The following is an 18505-nucleotide window of genomic DNA, read 5'->3' on the forward strand; positions in this document are numbered from 1 at the left end:
GGGTCGCCGCAGGCGTGGCCCCGAGGGTGGCACCCGCCGGCTCTTGCTCCGAAGCCCAAGCCCCAACGCGATGCCAAACGCGAGCCCTCCCAAAGAAGTCATCCAACGCCTTTAAACCTTCCCCCACCCAACAGCATCCTAGGCTGCGAACCCGCCCACCGGCCGGCCTTTCACGGAGTGCATTGCCATGATCGTCCTCACCTCGCTCGTTATCCTGTTCGCCGGCTTCTGGCTGGTCTTTGCGTTGGTCGGCGCCGTGCTGAAGCTGGTTTTCGGTATCATCGGCGGCGTGTTCAGCGTGTTTGCCAGCCTGCTTGGCGCGGTGATCGGCGGTATCGCCATGCTGCTGGTGGCGCCCGTGGTCGCCCTGGCGCTGCTGCCGGTGCTGTTGCCCGTGGCCGTGCTGGCCCTGATCGTCTGGGCGATTGCGCGGGCTACCCGCCGCCAGCCCGACGTGGTGGTGATGCAGGCGCCCCGTTGAGGGCGCCTGCGCGGCACGCTTGTCTTAGAGGTTCTTCAGGTCGAACGTGATGGGGATGCGCGCCCACGCCTGCACGGCGTGGCCGTCGCGCTGGGCGGGCTGGAACCGCCACTTTGCCAGCACCTGGTCGCGTGCCGCCTTGTCCAGCACGCTGTGGCCGCTGCTGCTTTCGATCACCACGTCCAGCGGTTTTCCGGCTTCGTCCACCAGCACGCGCAGGGTGACCGTGCCCTGCATGCGGCCGCCGATGGCCATGCGCGGGTAGGCCGGCGCGGGCGCCGAGACATAGGCCAGCGTGGCCTCCACCGGTGCGCTGGGGACGTCGGCGGTGGCGGTCGGCGCCACGGTCGGCATCGCGGGCACCATCGGTGCGCTGCCTTCGTCGGTTGGCACCGCCGTCTGCACGGGCGGCGACGTGATGGGCCGGGTCACGGTGGTGACCGTCCGGGGCGGCTTGACCGGGAGCGGCTTGAGGGCGACGGGCGGTGGCGCGGGAACGGGTTTGGGTTCGACCAAGTGCTCGATCAGGCGGATCGGCTCCTGGGCCACGGGGGCCGAGGCCAGGTTGGCCACCATGGGACGCATGACGGCGACGAGTGCAGCGGCGTTGAGGGCGATCGCCGCGCTCATTGCGACGATGCGAACGGTATCCGGATGCACTCCGGCGAGGACGGACGGACGGGCGAACGACATGAGCCACCTCCTGCAACGTGGGGGAAGGTGAAGCGCGGTCGGGAACACGGCCGGGCATGGCCGGCGGGGATCGTGTTCGGGTCCGGTTGCAGGTTAGGCAGGCTTTGGGAAAAGTTGCAAGAGGGCCGTCTGGACGGCCAAATCGGTCAGTGCTGACGCGTTAGCGCGTCGCCCTCAGTGGGCGACCAGCATCGGTACGTCCGATTGCATGAACAGATAGCGGGTGGTGCCGCCCAGCACCATCTCCGAGAGGCGCGAACGACCCCAGGCGCCCATCACGATAAGGTCGGCGTTTTCCGCATGGGCGGTATCGAGCAGGGCGGGGCCCGGCGCGGAAGCCGCTCCGTCGCCGAGCGGGCGCACCTCGGCCTGCACGCCATGCGTGTCCAGCCAGGTGCGGATGTCGGTATGCGGCAGGGCGCAGGTGCCCGGGTCCTCATCGCGGCTGCCGTCGATGACGGTGACACGCGTGGCCTTGCGCAGCAGTGGCAGCGACGAGCGGACGGCCAGTGCGGATTCGCGGCTGCCGCTCCAGGCCACCAGTACGTGCTCGCCGAGGGTTTGCACGGGGGCCGCTTCGGGCACCACCAGCACGCCCCGGCTGGAGCCAAACACCGTGCGCGAGACCACTCCGAACCCCACGGGGGCGTCGCCGCGCAGGGTGGACGAGCGCTCCATCACCAGCAGGTCGTAACCGGCGGCGGCATGGGTCAGTACGGTAACGGTGTCGCCGTTGCCGACGCGCCAGTTGCCTTGCAGGCCCCCGGTTTGCATCAGCCCGGCCCACTCGCCGGCGACCGCGCGTGCATCCGTGGCGCGCTGGCGCACCGCGTCCAGTTGCATCGGCACGGCTTCGGGCACGGTGAACGCGGCGGCGGGAAGGTCCACCACATGCAGTGCGTCCAGCCGGGCGCCGAGGCGCGAGGCCAGGGCGAGGGCGGCGCGCAAGCCGGCGCCCTGGGGCGGCAGACGGGCGATATGCACGAGCAGTTCGAGAGTCATGCCCCATAAAACAACGGCAGGGGCGCTCCGGTCAATCGGGCAAAAACCTGCGGCAATGCGAACGTTTCTCAACGGCTTGCCGGATCGGTTACCCTCGGCGTTCGACTTATTCCGGAAAAACCCATGTCTTTCGACAGCGCCCAGCCGCGCTATCCCCTCGGAGAAGAAGTCGCCAGCAGCGTGATTCACGGCATCGGTCTGGTGCTGAGCATTGCCGGTCTCGCCGTGCTCGTGGCGTTTTCGGTCATGTACGGCGACACGCGTACCGTGGTGGCCAGTTCGGTGTTCGGCGCCACGCTGATCCTGCTGTATGCGGCGTCCACCCTGTATCACTCCATCCCAGGCGCGGCCGCGAAGCGGGTCCTGCGTACGTGCGATCACATCGCCATCTTCCTGCTGATCGCCGGCACCTATACGCCCTTTACGCTGCTGGCGCTGCATGGCGCCTGGCGCTGGGGCCTGTTCTCCACCATCTGGACGCTGGCGATCCTCGGCAGCTTGGCCGAACTGGGCATGCTCAAGCGCTACCGCAAGGCGGCCGTGATCATGTACGTGGGGATGGGCTGGGTGGCGGCCGTCGCTGTCCAGCCACTCCGCGAGAGCGTGCCCACGGGTGGGCTGTTGCTGCTCCTGGCCGGCGGCCTGGCCTACACCGGCGGCGTGCCGTTCTATATCGCGCGCAAGCTGCCTTACCACCACGCGATCTGGCACGTCTTCGTGCTGGCCGGCAGCGTGTGCCACTTCTTCGCCGTCCTGTTTTACCTCATCCCACAGGGGCCCGCCACGCACTGAGGTGCGCGGCGGGCCGTAGCAGGCCGGGCGATGGCCCGTGTCAGGGCGAGGCGTTGGCTTTCGTTGCCGTTCCGGGCATGAACCGGGTGCGTACGGCCTCGGCCAGCAGGTCGGGTGGCAACAGGCCCTGGGCGATCAGGAAATCGTTGAACGCCTTGCGATCGAAGGCATCGCCCAGCCGGGTCTGCGTTTCCGCACGCAATTGCAGGATGCGCGTATAGCCGTAGAAATACGCGGTGGCCTGGCCGGGCGAATTCAGCGTGTAGCGATCCAGTTCCTGCCGCGCCATCGGCTCGGACAAGCCGACGTCGTTCACGAGGATGTCGTGGGCGCGTTCGCGCGACACCAGCCCGAGGTTGAGCATGGGGTCGAGGAAGGCGCGCGCCGCGCGCAGCAGGCGGAACTGCAAGGCGATGAACTGCCCCGCCGGCGGCTCGTACGGCATCATCTCCGCTTCCGAATACAGCGCCCAGCCTTCCACGTTCACGCTGTTGAAGGCGAACAGGCTGCGGGTCAGCGACACGCCCTGTTCCACCATCGCGGCAAACTGCAACTCGTGGCCCGGGCGTCCTTCGTGCGCCGTGAGCGTCCAGGCGGCGGCCTCGAAGGTGAAGTCGTCGTACGCCTGGCTGGCATCGCCGTTGGCCGGCGGGTTGCCGGAGGTCAGCACGAACGTGCCGCGCTGTCCGGTGTTGTCGATGAAAGGCGGCGGGTCCATGTGCGGTGCGGGCGTGCGCGCGCTCTCCGCCTCCGACGCCAGGCGCATGGCCATCTGCCGCTTAGGCAGTTCCACGATGCGCTGCGTGCGGATGGTGTCCTCGATCTTGCCCAGCACCGTGTGGTAGGTCGATTCCACCTTGTCCTTGGGCAGCTGCTTCTTCTTCAGCGCCTTGAGCACGGCGCGGTAATCGCCGTTCGGCAGGCCTTCGGCCTTCGCGACCACGGGGGCCAGCATCTGCAGCGCATAGGTGGTTTCCATGAACTCCAGCTGCGCGCGGCCGATCAGGTCGCGCGGGGAGATATCCAGGCCCACCTGTTCCAGGTTATAGGCATACAGCGGCTCGGGCAGGCGGAAGTCCGTGCGTGAGCGCGGCAGCACCGTGGCCTTCACCCAGGCGTTGTATGCCTTCAGCTGGGTGTCGAGCCGGTTCATGGCCTCGTCGCTGCCGGGGATCTTCTTCTCGGCGAACAGTTTGCGGATGCCGTCGACATAGCGCTGCGTGTTGCCCAGCTTCTGTTCGACGTCGGCCTTGACGGGCCCCAGCAGGGCCTTGTTGCCCAGCCGCTCGGTGGTGCGCGCGCGGGCCTGGTCGACCAGCGGCGTGCAGCCGGGGGTCATGCCGACATAGCACTTCAGGCGGCCCAGCGCGGCCTTGTTCTGCGCGGGCGTGCTTTCCTCGTTCAGCAGCGAGAACTCGCCGCTGAAGACGATCTGCCCGGCGTCGTACCAGGGAATGAGGTACTGGTCGTCGAGGTCGATGCCCTTGATGCTGCCCGCGACCTGCTTGGCCAGGATCTGCAGGTCCTGCCGGACGTTCGGGTCCTTTTCCTCGGCCAGCCGGTCAGCCACCTTGCGGGCTACCTCCACCAGGGCGGCACGCTGGCGCTTGTCCACGTCCGGGCCCAGGTCGACGATCTTCTCGTCGTAACCCTTGATGCCGATGTCGGTGGCGGATTCCGGGCTGAAGCGCGCGGTGACGTCCAGCAGCGGCTGGGCGTCGGCATTGCTGTGCGCGATCCAGGCCGGCGGTGCCGTTTCCGCGTGCAGCGTGCCGACGGCGAACGTGATGGCCGCCGCGAGGGCGAGTGGTCTGAACATGCGTGGATTCCCCTGTGAGTCGCCCGAGACTAGCCGCTGCGGGTGTCGCAGGCCAATGTGCCGATCGGCGTGGCTAGCTGAAGAGCAGTGCCAGCGCGGCCATGCCGAGCATGAGGAAGGACAGCACCGCCTTGGCGACGATGCCCAGCAGCATGCCGAACCACGTGCTGACGCCGACGTGCGCGGAGCGCAGCACGCTCTTGCCCGACCACAGCTCGCCCGCCACCGCACCCAGGAACGGCCCCAGCAGCAGGCCGGGCAGGCCGAAGAACATGCCGATGGTGGTGCCGATCCCCGCGCCCCACAGGGCGCGCGGGCTGGCGCCGATCTTCTTTGCCCCCAGCGAGGCCGAGATGAAGTCCAGCGCGATGCCGACCGCACCGACAATGCCGATGGCCAGCAGCCAGCCCCAGCCCAGGTGCCGGTATTCGTCCACGGCGGCCGCGAGCCAGATGCCGCCGAAGATCATCGGGATGCCGGGCAGCATCGGCAGGATGGCCCCGGCGATGCCGCCGACGATCAGGGCCGCGGCCAGCAGGTAGAGGAACAGGTCCATCAGTGGAAGGCCTCGCGGTACTCGGGTTTGAGAAAGGCGCGGAACGCCTCGCTTGGCACGTCCACGGCCTGCGGGCCTGCGGCGTAGGGCGCTACCTGGTAGGGCGGGAAGATGAAGGTCAGGCCATGGACCTTGTCGTCCGGGCCGGTGAGCAGCCCGAACACGCGGTAGTGGTCCTTGCCCGGCGTGGTGCCTTCGTCGATCTGCCGGCTGTCCGAGGACAGCGGATCGTCCTGGTCGTCCAGCGCGGTCAGCAGCTGGCGACGTGCCTCGGTGGCGAAGGCGCCTTCGGCCGCGTGCGCATCGGCGAACAGTTCGACGATGCCGACGACGCGCTGCTTGCGCAGGTCGTAGGTGAAGCTGTCGACGATCGGCGCGGGGTGCGCGCCGCCGGTGAAGGCGGAGCCGTCCACCTGCACGTTGATGAAGCGATCCGTGTGCGATGCCACGGCGATGTCCAGGTTGAGGTCCCACGGCAATTCGCGGGCCTGCTCACGCGCGCCCGGCGCATCCAGGCTTTCCAGGAAGGCACGCCGCTGCCGGTCCACGTAGCGCTCCAGAATGGCGCGCAACGGTGCGGCCGCGGGCGGCAGCGCGGGCAGCTTCACTTCCACCGTATAGAGGCCTTCCTCGCCGGATTCGGTATCCTTGGCGGCGGTGGCCTTTGCGGAACGAGGCGTCTCCCCGCCGGTCGACGGATTCGCGTCGTCGTGGCATGCGCCCAGCATGCCGACGGCGAGAACCAGCGACAGGATGTGTCGCGACAACATGGGGTGCCCTCTCCCTGCGAGAATCATCATCCTAGCGTAGCTGGCGCCCGGCGCAGAGCGCGTCAACGAATCGAAGGACCTGCGTGCCCGACGCGACAACGGAAAACGTGACCCTGCTCAAGGCCGACGAGCTCGGCCGCATCGAGCGCGTGGAGCGCGATGGCGTGGTGGTGATCCGCCGCGACATCGCCTCCGCACGCTGGTGGGCACGGAGCTTTGCACGCCGGGCGGCCGCGCGCGAGGCGCGCGCGCTGGCACGGCTGGAAGGCATCGACGGCGTGCCGCGCCTGCTGGCCTGGAACGGCCGGGTGCTGGAGCGCAGCTACATGGCCGGCCAGCCGATGCAGTTGGGGCAACCGCGGGACCCGGCGTATTACCGCCAGGCCCTGCGCCTGCTCAGCGTGCTGCACCGTCGCGGCATCGTCCATAACGACCTGGCCAAGGAGCCGAACTGGCTACTGCGCGAGGACGGCACGCCGGGCCTGGTGGATTTCCAGATCGCCTGGACCCGCGGCCGTCGCGGTCGCCTGTTCCGCCTGTTGGCGCGGGAAGACCTGCGCCACCTGCTCAAGCACAAGCGCACCTACGCGCCCGATCGCCTCTCCGTTCGCCAGCAGGCGATCCTGTCCCGCCCGGCACCGCACTCCCGGTTGTGGCGGGCCACTGGCAAGCGGCTGTATAAGCTGATCGCGCGGCGGATCTTCGGCTACTGGGACAACGAGGGGCAGGGGCGCGTACGCCGCTGAGGCCTACTTCTCGACGAACGCGCGCTCGATGACGTAGTCGCCCGGCTCGCGGGTGCGCGGCGAGGCCTGGAAGCCTTCGCCGTCCAGCAGCACGCAGATATCGTCCAGCATGGACGGACTGCCGCAGAGCATGACGCGATCCTCGGCGGGGTTGAGCTGGGGCAGGCCGGTGGCCCGGGCCAGCTCGCCGTCGGCGATGGCATCGGTGATGCGTCCGCGGTTGCGGAAGTCCTCACGGGTGACCGTGGGGTAATAGATCAGCTTCTCGCGCACCAGGTCGCCCAGGTATTCGTGCTTCGGCAGCTCGTTCTCGATGTAGTCGGAGTAGGCCAGGTCGTTCACGTGACGCACGCCGTGGGCCAGGACGATGGTGTCGAAGCGGTCGTAGGTTTCCGGGTCGCGGATGATCGACATGAACGGGGCCAGCCCCGTGCCGGTGCCCAGCAGGTAGAGGCGCTTGCCCGGCTTGAGGTCGTTGAGCACCAGCGTGCCGGTGGGCTTGCGGCTGACGATTACCGGATCGCCGGGTTTGAGGTGCTGCAGCCGGGAGGTGAGCGGGCCGTCCTGCACCTTGATGCTGAAGAACTCCAGGTGCTCCTCGTAATGCGCGCTGGCGATGGAATAGGCGCGCATGAGCGGGCGCCCGTCCACTTCCAGGCCGATCATCACGAAATGCCCGCTCTCGAAACGGAAGCCCGGATCGCGCGTGGTGCGGAAACTGAAAAGGGTGTCGTTCCAGTGATGCACGTCGATGACGTGCTCGGTCGCCAGTGCCACCATGGTGTGCTGAACCTCGGTAAAGACGGAAGAAGGGTGTCCTGGCTGGGGAAGCGGCCACCGGGGCCGCGTTGCCTGGCGCGAGGCGCCTTACCCCACCTGTGGGTGCGCACCCGAACCTGCAAGGATACGGCATCCGCTAAGATGCCGGAACATCAGGCGACCCCAGGAACCACCGTGACCAAACCCGCCTATGCCGCCGGCCAGGCCTGGACCTACCGTGCCCGACCGGGCGAGGAAACCTCCCGCGTGGCCATCCGCCGGATCGACCAGGAGCCGGAAGACGGCGAGGTGTTCCACATCTCCATCCTGGACGTGAAGCTGCGCAACCACCGTGTCGACGGCGGCGTGCAGCCGGCGATGAACCACGCTGCCGTGTCCCGCGCCACGCTGGTGGCCAGCCTGCTCGAGCCGGACGGCCCCGCCGACGAGGACGACAGCTGGCGCGACGGCTATGCCGTCTGGCGCCAGGCCTACGACAACGGCGACGCCGGGGTGTTCGATCTCTCGATCCCGGAGATCCTCGGCTATATCGAGATGGTGGTGGCCGCCTCGGGCGAAGTGCGCTGACCGAAGCCGCGGTACGTCCGGCGGCGTGCGCAAAAAAAGAGCGCCCGGTTCCCCGGAGCCCGACTGGGGAGTAGCCGGTCTCCGGGGAAGGGGCGCAAGTGTCACACAGGGATCAGGGTCTAGAAGTCGTAGGTCACCGCGAGGCGGCCGTAGCGCGGGTCCTGCGTGTAGATGGGCACGCGGTAGATCGTGTTGAGCGTGCCCGGCGCGGAGTACTTGGTCGGGAAGCGGTAGATCGGGCGCTGCTGGTTGAGCACGTTGAACACGTTGGCCGAGAACGCCAGGCGCTTGTCGGCCCACTCCGGGCGGTAGGTCACGCCAAGATCCACCTGGAACGTCCACGGCAGGCGACCCTGCTTGCCCGGGGGCGACGGCTGGCCATCGCAGTAGTGGTAGGCGCTGTTGTAGTGCGCCGGATCCGGATCGTCACCGCCGAAGTAACCCAGGCACACTTCCGGCGCGCCACTGGCGGCCTGGAGGTTGCCCGACAACTGCCACTCGGGTGCGAACTGCCAGTAACCGTACGCCTTGAAGACGTGCGGATGGTCGTTGCCCAGGTCGCCGTTGGCGTATTCCATGACGTAACGGTTGTCCCAGTCCATGCTGCCGGCGGCACCGGACTGGCGCGAGTCGGTACGTGCCTGGCCTTCGGTGTTGCCGTAGGACCGCGAGAACACGTAGTCGAACTTGCCGTACCAGACACCGTCGAACTGGTGCTCGGCGTACAACTCGACGCTGTAGTAGCGGCGCTTGGTGGCCGGCATGCCCATTTCCTTGCGGCTGAGCGGCACTTCGAACGTGTTGCCGCCCTGGTCCAGCAGGGTGAAGGTGTTGCCGTGGCCGCCGTTGACCAGATAGCAGCTGTTGGTCGAGCCGACGGTGTAACCCAGCGCATTGGCCTTGGCCGTCACCAGGTCGATGTCGCAGAAGTCGTCGATCACCGTGTTGAGCTTGCGCCACATCAGCTTGGAGCCGTAGGTCCAGTGCTCACCCAGCGTTTTGTCGAAGCCGAGGATGTACTCGTCCTGGTTCTCCGCCTTCAGGCCCTTGCCGGCCACGGTGCGTGGGTCCGGCGGGATGCCGTAGGAGTTGTTGCCCGAGACCACGCCGCTGAAGGGGGTGAGGCCGGTGGGCGTACCGTCCACCGGGTTGATCCCGGCGTAGGTGTAGTACTGCTGGGTGGCCGTGTAGCCGGCGGCGGCGCCGGTGGCGGGATTGAGCGGCAGGCCGAGGTAGTAGCGGCCGGCATTGGCGTAGACCTTGAAGCTGCCGTCGCCGTTGACGTCCCACGTCGTGCCCAGGCGCGGCGCCCACTGCGGACGGGTCTGCGTGATGAACGCCTGTCCGGACGGGTTGTAGTCGGTGAACTGGTCGTTGCGCACGCCCAGCGTCAGCAGCCAGCGATCGGAGACCTGCCACTTGTCCTCGACGTACTGGGCCTTCTGGTCCGAACGTACGTTGGACAGGTTGATGTTGATGTCGCGGTGCACGTAGTAACCCCCCTGCCCGTTGGGGAACAGGCCGGGCGCGGGCACGAAGTTGCGTCCCGGATGGTTGTCGATGGGCGACAGGGGGTCGGTGGTCTGGTCGTAGGTCCATGAATAGCCGGGACCCGGGCTGACGGTACCGAAATCCAGCACCTGGGACTTGACGTTGTCGATACCCACCGAGAGCGTGTGGTCGCCCGCCACGTACGTGACGTCGAAGCGCAGGTTGTTCGTCTTGTTGCCGCGATCGGGCGAGCTGATGTCGCCCACCTGGTTGTTCTGGATCAGGTTGCCGCCGTTGAGTGCCGGGTTCTGTGCGGCGGCGTTGTCCACGCGCGCCAGGTTCGGATCGTAGTCGCCCGGCTGCTCGTAATTCTCCGAGGTCATCTTGCCGTACGTGGCGCTGACGGTCAGGTTGTCCGTCAGGTAGCCGGTGTACTTGGCGACCCAGAAATCGCCGCCGGTCTTGGTGTCGTTCACCGGGCCGATGGCACCGGTGCGCGAGCGGTCGGCGTAGTTGTACGCGTAGCGCGTGCCCGAGCCCTCACGCTTGTCGCCGGCGCTGGTCAACTCGAGGATGTTGCTCTCGTTGATGTTCCAGTCCAGCTTGGTGTACCAGCGCGGGTTGCTGTAGTTGTTGGTCGAGGCCGGCGTGCTGCTGCCGACGGAGTTGACGTTGCGATAGCCCTGCTTCTCGAACTCACCGGCCACGAAGAAGAACAGCTTGTCCTTGATCAGGGGGCCGCCCGCATAAGCGCTGACCGTGGTGATCCACTTGTCGTTCTGGCTCTTGGGCTGGTAAAGATCGCCCGCCGGGGCCGAGGCGGGCGTGCGCGCGTAGTGCAGGTCCGGGCCGGAGGCGCGGGCCCAGTTCGGCTCCCACAGCACCTGGGCGCCGTAGTGCCAATCGTTGGTGCCGCGCTTGCCCACCTGGCTGATCACGCCGCCGTCGGAGCGCCCGTACTGCGCGCTGTAGCCGCCGGTGTACACCTCCTGCTGGTCGATCGCGCCATAAGGCAGCTGCAGGCCGCCCAGCGCGTTCAGTGGATCGGTGGTGTTGAAGCCGTTGACGTAATACGCGTTTTCGTTGGATGCCGCGCCGCCAAAGCTCGCCACCTGGCGGCCGGTGTCGCTCTGGAAGTTGGCGCCGTTGTTGACCACGCCGGGGGCGAGGCGCGCGATGGCCTCGGCACTGCGACCCAGCGGCAGCTTGGCCAGCTGCTCGGCGGTCACCACGGTGCGGGAGTCGACGGTGGTGACATCGATGCTGGGCAGGGCCGTGCCGGTCACGGTGACGCCGCCGAGGCTGGTGGCATCCGATGCCGTGGCCACGGCGGCGGGCGCGTTGAACGACACGTCGCTGCTCGCACCCACGCGCAGGGTCACGTCCTTGCGCGAATCCACGGCCGCACCGTCGCGCATCAGCGTGACGGTGTAGGTGCCGAGCGGAATCTGGTTCACGGCATAGCGGCCGCGCGCATCCACGGGCACTTCGCGGCGGAAGCCGGTGCCACTCTCGACCACCACGGTCTCGTTGGCGCCCACGGGAACGCTGCCGTTGATGCTGCCGGTGGTGGACTGCGCGTAGACGCCGGAGACGCCGCCCAGGCAGGTGCACACCGCCAGAGCGAGCGCGCTCCTGCGTAAGAAAAAGTGGTTCTTCATGCTTTCCCCGAAATGATGCCTGTGATTTCCGACGGCGACACGGGGGCTCGCAACGATGGCAGGTCCCCCGACCGGTCGCTGCATCCGGAGCTGTAGGCCCCTCCCCGCACTCCGTCGCGACATGCCCATTTATCACGATCCAAATGGGCTCTGGACGCAGATGTACATGAGCCCATGGGGTCTTGTCCAGATGCCGCGCAACATGCCGTGATGGCCGTCCAGCCGGCCAAACCGTTTGACGCGTCGCAGCAGAAAACGATGTAACTATGGGTATTTGGGTAGTTTTATGCCATCGATATAACTTGCGATGGCGGCGCAAAACCGTGATGTGAAGACGGACGAAAAAAGTTTTTCGTCACCCGGCTTCCACCCTCGGTTCCCCACATTTCTCACGCATGAAGATCGCGACCTTCAACGTCAACGGTATCCGCTCGCGCCTGCCGCACCTGCTTGAGTGGCTTGGCAAGGAAAGCCCGGACATCGTGTGCCTGCAGGAACTGAAGGCCACGGACAAGGCCTTTCCCGTGGATGCGATCAACGAAGCGGGCTATGGTGCCCTGTGGGCGGGCCAGACCGCCTGGAACGGCGTGGCCATCCTCGCCCGTGGTGCTGACCCGGTGGAAAGCCGACGGGGCCTGCCGGGCGACACGCGCGACGTGCAAAGCCGCTACCTCGAGGCTGCCGTGCACGGCGTGCTGGTGGGCTGTCTTTATCTGCCCAATGGCAATCCGCGGCCGGGTCCCAAGTTCGACTACAAGCTGGCCTGGTTCGAGCGATTCATCCGTCATGCAGACGGCCTGCTTGCCACGGGCCATCCGGTCGTCCTCGCGGGTGACTATAACGTCGTGCCCACGGATGCCGACATCTACGATCCCACGCACTGGCGACGCGACGCCCTGATGCAGCCCGAAAGCCGCGAGGCGTTCCAGCGCCTGCTCGAGCAGGGCTGGACGGACGCGCTACGCCACACGCATCCGGACGAGACGATCTATACCTTCTGGGATTACTTCCGCCAGCACTGGCCGCGCGATCGCGGCCTGCGCATCGACCATCTTCTCCTGTCCCCGGATCTGGCCGCGCGCCTCAAGGCATCGGGCGTGGACCGATGGGTGAGGGACCTGCCCAAGGCCAGCGACCATGCCCCGGTGTGGGCGGAGTGGTCGACCCAGGCGCCGAAGAAACGGGCCGCCAGGAAGACAGCGGTGAAACGGAATACGTAAGTGCCGACCCATTCGTGTTCACGAATGTGAAATCGCAACCCGCACTTGCCAGCCGCGTCCAAGACCCTAGACTAGGCCGCCAATGGGGAAGTCGCAGGTTCAGCTGGCATGAAGATCGACGGCGGTAGCGGTAAGCGCGTCGAGCCCGTGATGCTCAGCGAAGTCGCCAAGCGCCTGCGCAATCCACGCATCGACCGCATCGTGGCCAGTTTCAGCGAGTACCACGTCTCGTTGATGCGCTCGGTCATCCTCGGCTTCATCGTGGTCTGGAGCGCGGCCTGGCTACATGGGCCCCTGCCCATGGCCAGCGAATCGCACAACGTGGTGCCTGTGGCCGTGGTGCTGTTCGTGCTCAGCACGTTCTGGATGCTGTTCGTCCGTGCAGGCGCCCCGTGCGAGACGCCCGTGGTGGATGCCGTGGGCAACGCCGCCAACTTCGCCATCGTCGCCGTGCTGCTGAAAGCCGCCTTCATGCTGGCGATCACGGTGACCGTCGTGCTGCCGTTCCTGTCCGTCGCGGTCGGTGTGCGCTACAGCCGCTGGGCGTTCCTGGCCAGTGTCGTCGCGTCGGTGGCTATCCTCGCGGTCGTCGCCCCGGAGGGTTACTGGCTGGCGCGTCCGGCCTATGCCCTGTATGCCGTGGCGCTGGTGATCGTGCTGCCGATGATGCTCTACCGGATCATGTACGCGCTGCGGGAAGTATCGGCCGAGGCGATCGCCTCGCGCGAGGCGCAGCACCGCTTCATCTCGATGATGAGCCACGAGATGCGTACGCCGCTCAGCACCGTGATCCACTCCGCGTCGCTGATCGACACCGCCGTCATGAGCGACGACCAGCGTCGACTGGTCGCGTTGCTGGCGACCAACGCCAATGCCCTGCTGCATCGGGTCAACGCGGTACTGGATGTCGCCTCCTTTGCCGGCGGCAGCTTCAACCTGCGTCACCAGGCGTTCGGCTTCGACGAGGTGCTCGCCACGGTGGGTGCGGTGTGCCGGCCCTACGCGGCGGAAAAGCGCGTTGCCTTCAGTGTGGCGCGCGACGCCTCGGTGGAGGGCGTGTTCATCGGCGACCCCGGGCGCATCGAGCAGGTGCTGTCCAACCTGGCGTCCAACGCCGTGAAGTTCACGCCGCCGGGCGGGTGCGTGGACGTACGCATCGAACTGCGCGACGGCGTGGCAGGGCAGGACCCCACCGTGGCCTGCACCGTCACCGACACCGGTATCGGCATCGCCGATGCGGACAAGCAGCGCGTCTTCGATCCCTTCCACCAGCTCAGTGGCGGTGAAAGCCGCCGCCAGGAGGGTGTGGGCCTGGGCCTGTACATCGTGCGCAACGTGTCGGAGCAGATGGGCGGCTCGCTGGAAGTGATCGACAACCCGCTGGGCGGCACCATCTTCGGCTGGCGCTTCCCGCTGCACCGCGCGGATGCCGGGGCACGCAGCGCCGCCGAGACGCCGCTGGTGGACATGCTGGACGAGCACCGCGGCCGCGTGGCCTCCCAGCGTTGCCTGGTAGTGGACGACAACGCCGCCAACCGCGAGATCGTCGGGCGCATCCTCGACCGGGCAGGCCATGCGTCGACCTTCTGCGCCAGCGGCGACGAAGCCCTGGAGCGCCTCTCGGACGAGACCTTCGACCTGATCTTCATGGACCTGCACATGCCCGGCAGTTCAGGCTGGGACGTGCTGGGCCGGATCGAGGTGGCCCGGCGCACCCAGGCCATGCCTCCCATCGTCATGCTCAGCGCCGATTCCAGCCACGATGCCGTGCGCATCGCCTTCAAGGCGGGCGCGCGTGCCTACCTGACCAAGCCGATCGCCGCGCAGCGTCTGCTCGACGTCATCGAATCGATCGCCGAGGAGCGCTTGCTCGACGATGCCGCGCGTCATTGGCAGCCGGCCATGGGGCTGCCGTCCGGCCGTGCCGTGGCGACGCCGCTGGACGAGATGCGCGCGCTGACCAGCCTCGACGAGTTCAAGGCATTCGTGGACCTGTGCGCACGTACGGCGGACGACCACTGCACGGCACTGAAGGCCGCGATCCGTTCGCACGATGTGGCCGCGGCGTCGGAAGCCATCCACGCCCTGCGCAACGTGCTGGCCAACCTGGGCGTGCCGGGCACCGATCATGTCTGCGGTGACATCGCGCTGATGATCGATTCCCGTGCCGATGGCCAACGCGTGATCGACGAACTTGACGCGCTGGCCCGCTCCACGCAGCGGTTCGTCGAGGTGCAACGGCGCTACGCGCAGGCCGCCGCGGACGCCTAGGCGATCAGCGGATGCGCCCGCCGCCGAAGTGTCCCTGCCCGGCGCCCACCGAAATGCTCACGCCGCCACTCGGGTGCTCGCAGCTGCCGAAGGCCTGGCTGAGGCTGACCGCGCCGGCCTGGTAACTGCCGCTGCCGCCATGGCTGGCGCTGACCACGCCGGTGCTGACGCTGCCATGCACCTGCGGCGTGTTGTAGGACGCATCGTCGCAGCGGGGGCTGCCATCGTCGCCCTCCACCCCGGTCATGCGTCCCGAGGTATCGCCGTAGTAGGTGCCGGGCGGATCGAGCGGGCGTGACGAGGTAACGGCGACGCTGCCGCCGCCGTTCTTGGGCGCGACCGCGGGCGCCTTCGGGTCGGCGGCAACCCCGGCGTCGGCGCTTTTTGCCGGTGCGGGTGCCGTGCTGGCCGGGGCGGGGGTGTAATCCGCCGGCAACCGCAGGTTGAGCGGCCGGGGGGTGTCCTGCGCCATGGTGGCCGTGGCGGCGAGGGAGAGGGCGACGAGGGCGAGGAACGGTTTCATGCGGGGACACACTCCGGGGGTGGTGCCTGCGAACGTCTGGGGCGGCGTCCGGTGTACCGGGCTTGGATCGCCACGGGCCGATGCTAGTTCCCCGGCCCTTGCGCCCACCTTACTCCGCCGGCTCCTCGTCGGGGTCCACGGGACGCTCGCCCAGCCGGGCGCGCAGCGTGTCGATCTCGCGGCGCAGGTTGCGGTTCTCTGCTTCCAGGTCGGCCACCTGCTCGCGCAGCGCCAGGACGTCGTCGCTCGGCTTCTCGCGTGGCTTGCGCTTGGACTCGCGCACCCGTTTGGCGGCCTGCTTCAGTTCGGCGTCGCCACCCGTGGCCGCGGCGCGCTGCTCGTCCTCGGGCAGGGTGGCCACCGCCGCCGCGGCGCTGATCGACAGCGAGCCCGCCTTCACCGCGGCGACCACCTCGGGGGCGGCCTCCTTGCGGATCTTTTCGATCATGCCGACCTGGCTGCTGCTGATCCGTGCTTCCCGGGCGATTTCCTTGCGGCTGTCGTTCGGATTGACCCGGGCCGGCTTCGCCATCGCGGGCTGCGCGCCCTCGGTGTCGAACGGCACATCCGGGGCGTCCTCGCCACCGTTGGCGGCGGCGCGCGCACGGCGCTCGGCCAGGATCTCGCGTTTGCGCAAGGCCAGCACGCCGCGCTGGAAATCCGAGACGCTGCGCCGGCCCAGGTGCTGCTCGATCATCCACAGGTGCACGTCGTCGATGGACTGGAAACGGTCGTGCTGCACGGTCTTGAAAGGGATATCGTGCTTGCGGCAGATGCCGTAGCGGTTGTGGCCATCGACCAGGGTGTCGCCCCAGAGCACCAGCGCGTCGCGGCAGCCCTCGGCGAGCAGGCTGCGCTCCAGCGCCTCGTACTCGTCCGCGGACAGCGGGTCGATGTAGGCCTTGAGTTCTTCGTTGACGACGATATGCATGGTCGGAAAGCAGGTGACGGCGAGGGGGCGCATTCTAGTCGCTGCGGGGCCCACGTGCCCGCCGTCCCGGCAGGCTTCGTCGGAACCGCTTGTCTTGACGGCGGTTTTCCCTCGCCCCAAACTGCGCTGCTACGTGGCGGGGGTCTCCACGGGTCGTCAGGGCATCGTCCAGGGAAACACACATGACCGTATTTGCAAGGAACTGGGCCGCCGCGCTGGCGCTTTTCGTCTTCACCACGCTCGCCCACGCCGCAGGCGTGTCCGACCTGCCGTGGAAGTACGGCCCGACCAAGGTGCAGCTCGGCACGCAGGCGACGCTGGACGTCCCGGATGGCTACGCCTTCCTCGACCCGGCGGGCACCAAGCGCCTCAACGAACTGATGGAAAACCCGCCCGACGCGTCGGACACGTACACGCTGGCGCCGACCGACATGGCGTGGACGGCGTTCTTCGATTACGACGACGTGGGTTACGTCAAGGACGATGAAAAGCTCGACCCCGACGATATCCTCGCCTCGGCCAGGCAGGGGACCGAGGAAAGCAACAAGGAGCGGCGCTCGCGCGGCTGGGAAACCCTGACCCTGGTCGGCTGGCAGAACAAGCCGCTTTACGACACGCAGTTCAAGTCCCTGACCTGGGCCTTCCTGGCGCGGACGGACCGCACGCACGACGACGTGGTGAACTACAACGCGCGCATCCTCGGTCGCAGCGGCGTCATGAACGTGGTGCTGGTGTCCGATCCGAAGGTGCTGGCGAAGGCGGTCGACGACTTCAAGGGCACGCTGGGCGGCTTCGCCTTCACGCCCGGGCAGTCGTACACGGATTTCCATCCCGGCGATCGCGTGGCCGAGTATGGCCTGGCCGCGCTGATCACCGGCGGCGTGGCCGCCGTAGCCGCGAAGAAGGGCCTGTTCGCCGTGATCGGCACCTTCCTGGCTGCGGCTTGGAAATTCATCCTGGTCGGCCTCGCCGCCGCGGGCGGCGCGATCAAGCGGCTGTTTACGCGCAAGCGCCCGTAACGCCCATGCTGCCGAACACCGGGTGGCTGCTGCTCGGCGTCGTGGGCATGTATGTCTACGACGCGACGTTGCTGCTCTACCACAATGAAGTGGTTTTCCATGAAGGCAGGCGGGGTCGCTGGACGTTCTCCGCGGGTACGGATTTCCAGCTGGCGGGCCGGCATGTATTCGTACCGCCGCTGCTGGCGCCTAAGCGCGCGCTACTGCGCCTGCGCTGGTCGCCGCGGTTGCATGCGCCCGTTGTGTCCAATGCGCCTGTCGCGACCGACGCTCCCCCTGCGCCCGACGGGCTGGCGGTGCCGTTGCGTGGCTTGCGTGCGTGGCGTATCGGTGTGGCCTCGTCCGCAGGGGCTGTCGGCGTGGTGGCGCTGCTGTTCGCCGTGATGCCCGCCGTCATGGCGGGCAACGTGTGGGGCCTGCTGGCCTGGATGGTCGCGCTTTATCTCGCCATCGGCATCGCGGTGTGGCGGGTAGGGCGCGTGCGCCGGTTGACGGGCACGGGCGGCAAGGCGTTTGCAGGCATGGCATCGGATGCGCTGCTTTGCGCGCCGTATGCCCTCAACCTTGTCCGCAAGCAGGGCCTGCGCGCCGCCGACCGCTTCGACCTCGTGGCTGTCGCGCACGCCGTTCTGGACGCCGACGAGCGCGCCCGCCTTCGTGACGTCATTCGCGCAAAGGTGCAGCGCCAGCTGGACATCGAAGAGGTCGGCAGCGATGCGCATGCCCGGCTGCAGGCCTATTACCAACGGATCGAGGGTGCACTGGCATGAACTGGATGGACATCGTGGTCATCGGCATCTGCCTGGCCATCGGCTACAAGTTCGTCTCGGCCATGATGGCGACCCCCAAGGGCGAGGCGACCGCCGCACCGGACCGCAAGGCGCCCCTGCAACTGGATACGCGACGCCCGTGGTACGACGTGCTGGGTGTCGCGCCGGATGCGAGCCGCCGCGAGATCGACACGGCGTACCAGGCACTGATAGCGCAGTACCACCCGGACAAGTTCACGCAACACGGCGAGGACATCCGCGAGATCGCCCGCGTGCGGGCGAAAGAGTTGAGTGCCGCCTATTACCTTGGGTGCTCGCTGCGCCCGGATTGATAGCAACAAATAAGGTCGCTTCTCTTCTGGGCAGAGCGTATATCCGCCTTTTCGTGCCTGCGCGTAGGCCGCCCGAACCGC

Annotated in this window: 18 protein-coding genes; 9 read left to right on the forward strand and 9 right to left on the reverse strand. The window is 67.6% G+C overall.

Annotated features, from left to right (window positions below):
- The first annotated feature begins 187 nt into the window (after window positions 1-187).
- Window positions 188-481: a hypothetical protein gene (locus QRN34_RS14835; RefSeq protein ID WP_285405580.1), complete on the forward strand. Its 294-nt coding sequence runs from the start codon at window positions 188-190 to the stop codon at window positions 479-481.
- Window positions 482-505: 24 nt separating this feature from the next.
- Here QRN34_RS14835 and QRN34_RS14840 read toward each other — a convergent pair whose 3' ends face one another.
- On the reverse strand, window positions 506-1174 hold the full coding sequence (locus QRN34_RS14840) for an energy transducer TonB (protein WP_285405582.1): 669 nt from the start codon (window positions 1172-1174) through the stop codon (window positions 506-508).
- 174 nt (window positions 1175-1348) lie between these two features.
- Complete coding sequence (locus tag QRN34_RS14845) at window positions 1349-2176, reverse strand: universal stress protein (RefSeq protein WP_285405584.1); 828 nt, start codon at window positions 2174-2176, stop codon at window positions 1349-1351.
- A gap of 123 nt (window positions 2177-2299) precedes the next feature.
- On the opposite strand from QRN34_RS14845, the gene QRN34_RS14850 reads away from it, so the two are divergent.
- Window positions 2300-2968, forward strand: coding sequence for a hemolysin III family protein (locus tag QRN34_RS14850; protein ID WP_036139795.1), 669 nt, complete (start codon window positions 2300-2302; stop codon window positions 2966-2968).
- Window positions 2969-3008: 40 nt separating this feature from the next.
- Here QRN34_RS14850 and QRN34_RS14855 read toward each other — a convergent pair whose 3' ends face one another.
- The 3 genes from QRN34_RS14855 to QRN34_RS14865 form a co-directional block, all read right to left on the reverse strand.
- On the reverse strand, window positions 3009-4787 hold the full coding sequence (locus QRN34_RS14855; protein WP_285405587.1) for a DUF885 domain-containing protein: 1779 nt from the start codon (window positions 4785-4787) through the stop codon (window positions 3009-3011).
- Window positions 4788-4860: 73 nt separating this feature from the next.
- Entirely contained in the window at window positions 4861-5343 is a 483-nt protein-coding gene (locus QRN34_RS14860) for a DUF456 domain-containing protein (protein WP_036139801.1), read from the reverse strand.
- On the reverse strand, window positions 5343-6113 hold the full coding sequence (locus tag QRN34_RS14865) for a DUF3298 and DUF4163 domain-containing protein (protein WP_285405589.1): 771 nt from the start codon (window positions 6111-6113) through the stop codon (window positions 5343-5345). The genes QRN34_RS14860 and QRN34_RS14865 overlap by 1 nt, the downstream gene beginning before the upstream one ends.
- Window positions 6114-6196: 83 nt before the next feature.
- On the opposite strand from QRN34_RS14865, the gene QRN34_RS14870 reads away from it, so the two are divergent.
- Entirely contained in the window at window positions 6197-6859 is a 663-nt protein-coding gene (locus QRN34_RS14870) for an RIO1 family regulatory kinase/ATPase (protein WP_285405591.1), read from the forward strand.
- Window positions 6860-6862: 3 nt separating this feature from the next.
- Here QRN34_RS14870 and QRN34_RS14875 read toward each other — a convergent pair whose 3' ends face one another.
- The gene (locus tag QRN34_RS14875; RefSeq protein WP_036139807.1) at window positions 6863-7639 is read right to left on the reverse strand and encodes a ferredoxin--NADP reductase; all 777 of its coding nucleotides are present in this window, start codon (window positions 7637-7639) and stop codon (window positions 6863-6865) included.
- Window positions 7640-7813: 174 nt separating this feature from the next.
- Between QRN34_RS14875 and QRN34_RS14880 the strand changes: the two genes are divergently transcribed.
- A complete protein-coding gene (locus tag QRN34_RS14880; RefSeq protein ID WP_285405594.1) occupies window positions 7814-8206 on the forward strand; it encodes a hypothetical protein in 393 nt (130 codons plus the stop codon).
- A 119-nt stretch (window positions 8207-8325) separates the two neighbouring features.
- Here the strand turns inward: QRN34_RS14880 and QRN34_RS14885 are convergent, their stop codons facing one another.
- Complete coding sequence (locus QRN34_RS14885) at window positions 8326-11358, reverse strand: TonB-dependent receptor (RefSeq protein WP_285405596.1); 3033 nt, start codon at window positions 11356-11358, stop codon at window positions 8326-8328.
- Window positions 11359-11753: 395 nt separating this feature from the next.
- Here QRN34_RS14885 and QRN34_RS14890 point away from each other — a divergent pair, with 395 nt between their 5' ends.
- Both QRN34_RS14890 and QRN34_RS14895 read left to right on the forward strand, forming a co-directional pair.
- A complete protein-coding gene (locus QRN34_RS14890; protein WP_285405598.1) occupies window positions 11754-12578 on the forward strand; it encodes an exodeoxyribonuclease III in 825 nt (274 codons plus the stop codon).
- 108 nt (window positions 12579-12686) lie between these two features.
- A complete protein-coding gene (locus QRN34_RS14895) occupies window positions 12687-14849 on the forward strand; it encodes an ATP-binding protein (RefSeq protein ID WP_285405600.1) in 2163 nt (720 codons plus the stop codon).
- Window positions 14850-14853: 4 nt separating this feature from the next.
- On the opposite strand, the gene QRN34_RS14900 is transcribed toward QRN34_RS14895, so the two are convergent.
- Both QRN34_RS14900 and QRN34_RS14905 read right to left on the reverse strand, forming a co-directional pair.
- The gene (locus QRN34_RS14900) at window positions 14854-15372 is read right to left on the reverse strand and encodes a hypothetical protein (RefSeq protein ID WP_285405602.1); all 519 of its coding nucleotides are present in this window, start codon (window positions 15370-15372) and stop codon (window positions 14854-14856) included.
- 109 nt (window positions 15373-15481) lie between these two features.
- Window positions 15482-16303 carry a plasmid replication/partition related protein gene (locus tag QRN34_RS14905; RefSeq protein WP_285405679.1) on the reverse strand — a complete coding sequence of 274 codons (822 nt, stop codon included), beginning with the start codon at window positions 16301-16303 and terminating at the stop codon, window positions 15482-15484.
- 182 nt (window positions 16304-16485) lie between these two features.
- Between QRN34_RS14905 and QRN34_RS14910 the strand changes: the two genes are divergently transcribed.
- From QRN34_RS14910 to QRN34_RS14920, 3 genes are read left to right on the forward strand one after another with little or no spacing between them, the layout of a single operon-like run.
- Window positions 16486-17322 carry a DUF2167 domain-containing protein gene (locus QRN34_RS14910; RefSeq protein ID WP_285405604.1) on the forward strand — a complete coding sequence of 279 codons (837 nt, stop codon included), beginning with the start codon at window positions 16486-16488 and terminating at the stop codon, window positions 17320-17322.
- Between the two features lie 5 nt (window positions 17323-17327).
- A complete protein-coding gene (locus QRN34_RS14915) occupies window positions 17328-18092 on the forward strand; it encodes a hypothetical protein (protein ID WP_285405606.1) in 765 nt (254 codons plus the stop codon).
- A complete protein-coding gene (locus QRN34_RS14920; protein ID WP_285405608.1) occupies window positions 18089-18424 on the forward strand; it encodes a J domain-containing protein in 336 nt (111 codons plus the stop codon). Before QRN34_RS14915 ends, QRN34_RS14920 begins: the two co-directional genes overlap by 4 nt.
- Window positions 18425-18505 lie beyond the last annotated feature (81 nt).

The sequence above is a fragment of the Luteibacter sp. ME-Dv--P-043b genome, from assembly GCF_030209605.1.
Lineage (GTDB): Bacteria > Pseudomonadota > Gammaproteobacteria > Xanthomonadales > Rhodanobacteraceae > Luteibacter.

Coding starts and splice junctions, on each gene's coding strand:
- QRN34_RS14835 (WP_285405580.1), top strand. CDS start 188: ATGATCGTCCTCACCTCGCTCGTTATCCTGTTCGCCGGCTTCTGGCTG.
- QRN34_RS14840 (WP_285405582.1), bottom strand. CDS start 1,174: ATGTCGTTCGCCCGTCCGTCCGTCCTCGCCGGAGTGCATCCGGATACC.
- QRN34_RS14845 (WP_285405584.1), bottom strand. CDS start 2,176: ATGACTCTCGAACTGCTCGTGCATATCGCCCGTCTGCCGCCCCAGGGC.
- QRN34_RS14850 (WP_036139795.1), top strand. CDS start 2,300: ATGTCTTTCGACAGCGCCCAGCCGCGCTATCCCCTCGGAGAAGAAGTC.
- QRN34_RS14855 (WP_285405587.1), bottom strand. CDS start 4,787: ATGTTCAGACCACTCGCCCTCGCGGCGGCCATCACGTTCGCCGTCGGC.
- QRN34_RS14860 (WP_036139801.1), bottom strand. CDS start 5,343: ATGGACCTGTTCCTCTACCTGCTGGCCGCGGCCCTGATCGTCGGCGGC.
- QRN34_RS14865 (WP_285405589.1), bottom strand. CDS start 6,113: ATGTTGTCGCGACACATCCTGTCGCTGGTTCTCGCCGTCGGCATGCTG.
- QRN34_RS14875 (WP_036139807.1), bottom strand. CDS start 7,639: ATGGTGGCACTGGCGACCGAGCACGTCATCGACGTGCATCACTGGAAC.
- QRN34_RS14885 (WP_285405596.1), bottom strand. CDS start 11,358: ATGAAGAACCACTTTTTCTTACGCAGGAGCGCGCTCGCTCTGGCGGTG.
- QRN34_RS14890 (WP_285405598.1), top strand. CDS start 11,754: ATGAAGATCGCGACCTTCAACGTCAACGGTATCCGCTCGCGCCTGCCG.
- QRN34_RS14895 (WP_285405600.1), top strand. CDS start 12,687: ATGAAGATCGACGGCGGTAGCGGTAAGCGCGTCGAGCCCGTGATGCTC.
- QRN34_RS14900 (WP_285405602.1), bottom strand. CDS start 15,372: ATGAAACCGTTCCTCGCCCTCGTCGCCCTCTCCCTCGCCGCCACGGCC.
- QRN34_RS14905 (WP_285405679.1), bottom strand. CDS start 16,303: ATGCATATCGTCGTCAACGAAGAACTCAAGGCCTACATCGACCCGCTG.
- QRN34_RS14910 (WP_285405604.1), top strand. CDS start 16,486: ATGACCGTATTTGCAAGGAACTGGGCCGCCGCGCTGGCGCTTTTCGTC.
- QRN34_RS14915 (WP_285405606.1), top strand. CDS start 17,328: ATGCTGCCGAACACCGGGTGGCTGCTGCTCGGCGTCGTGGGCATGTAT.
- QRN34_RS14920 (WP_285405608.1), top strand. CDS start 18,089: ATGAACTGGATGGACATCGTGGTCATCGGCATCTGCCTGGCCATCGGC.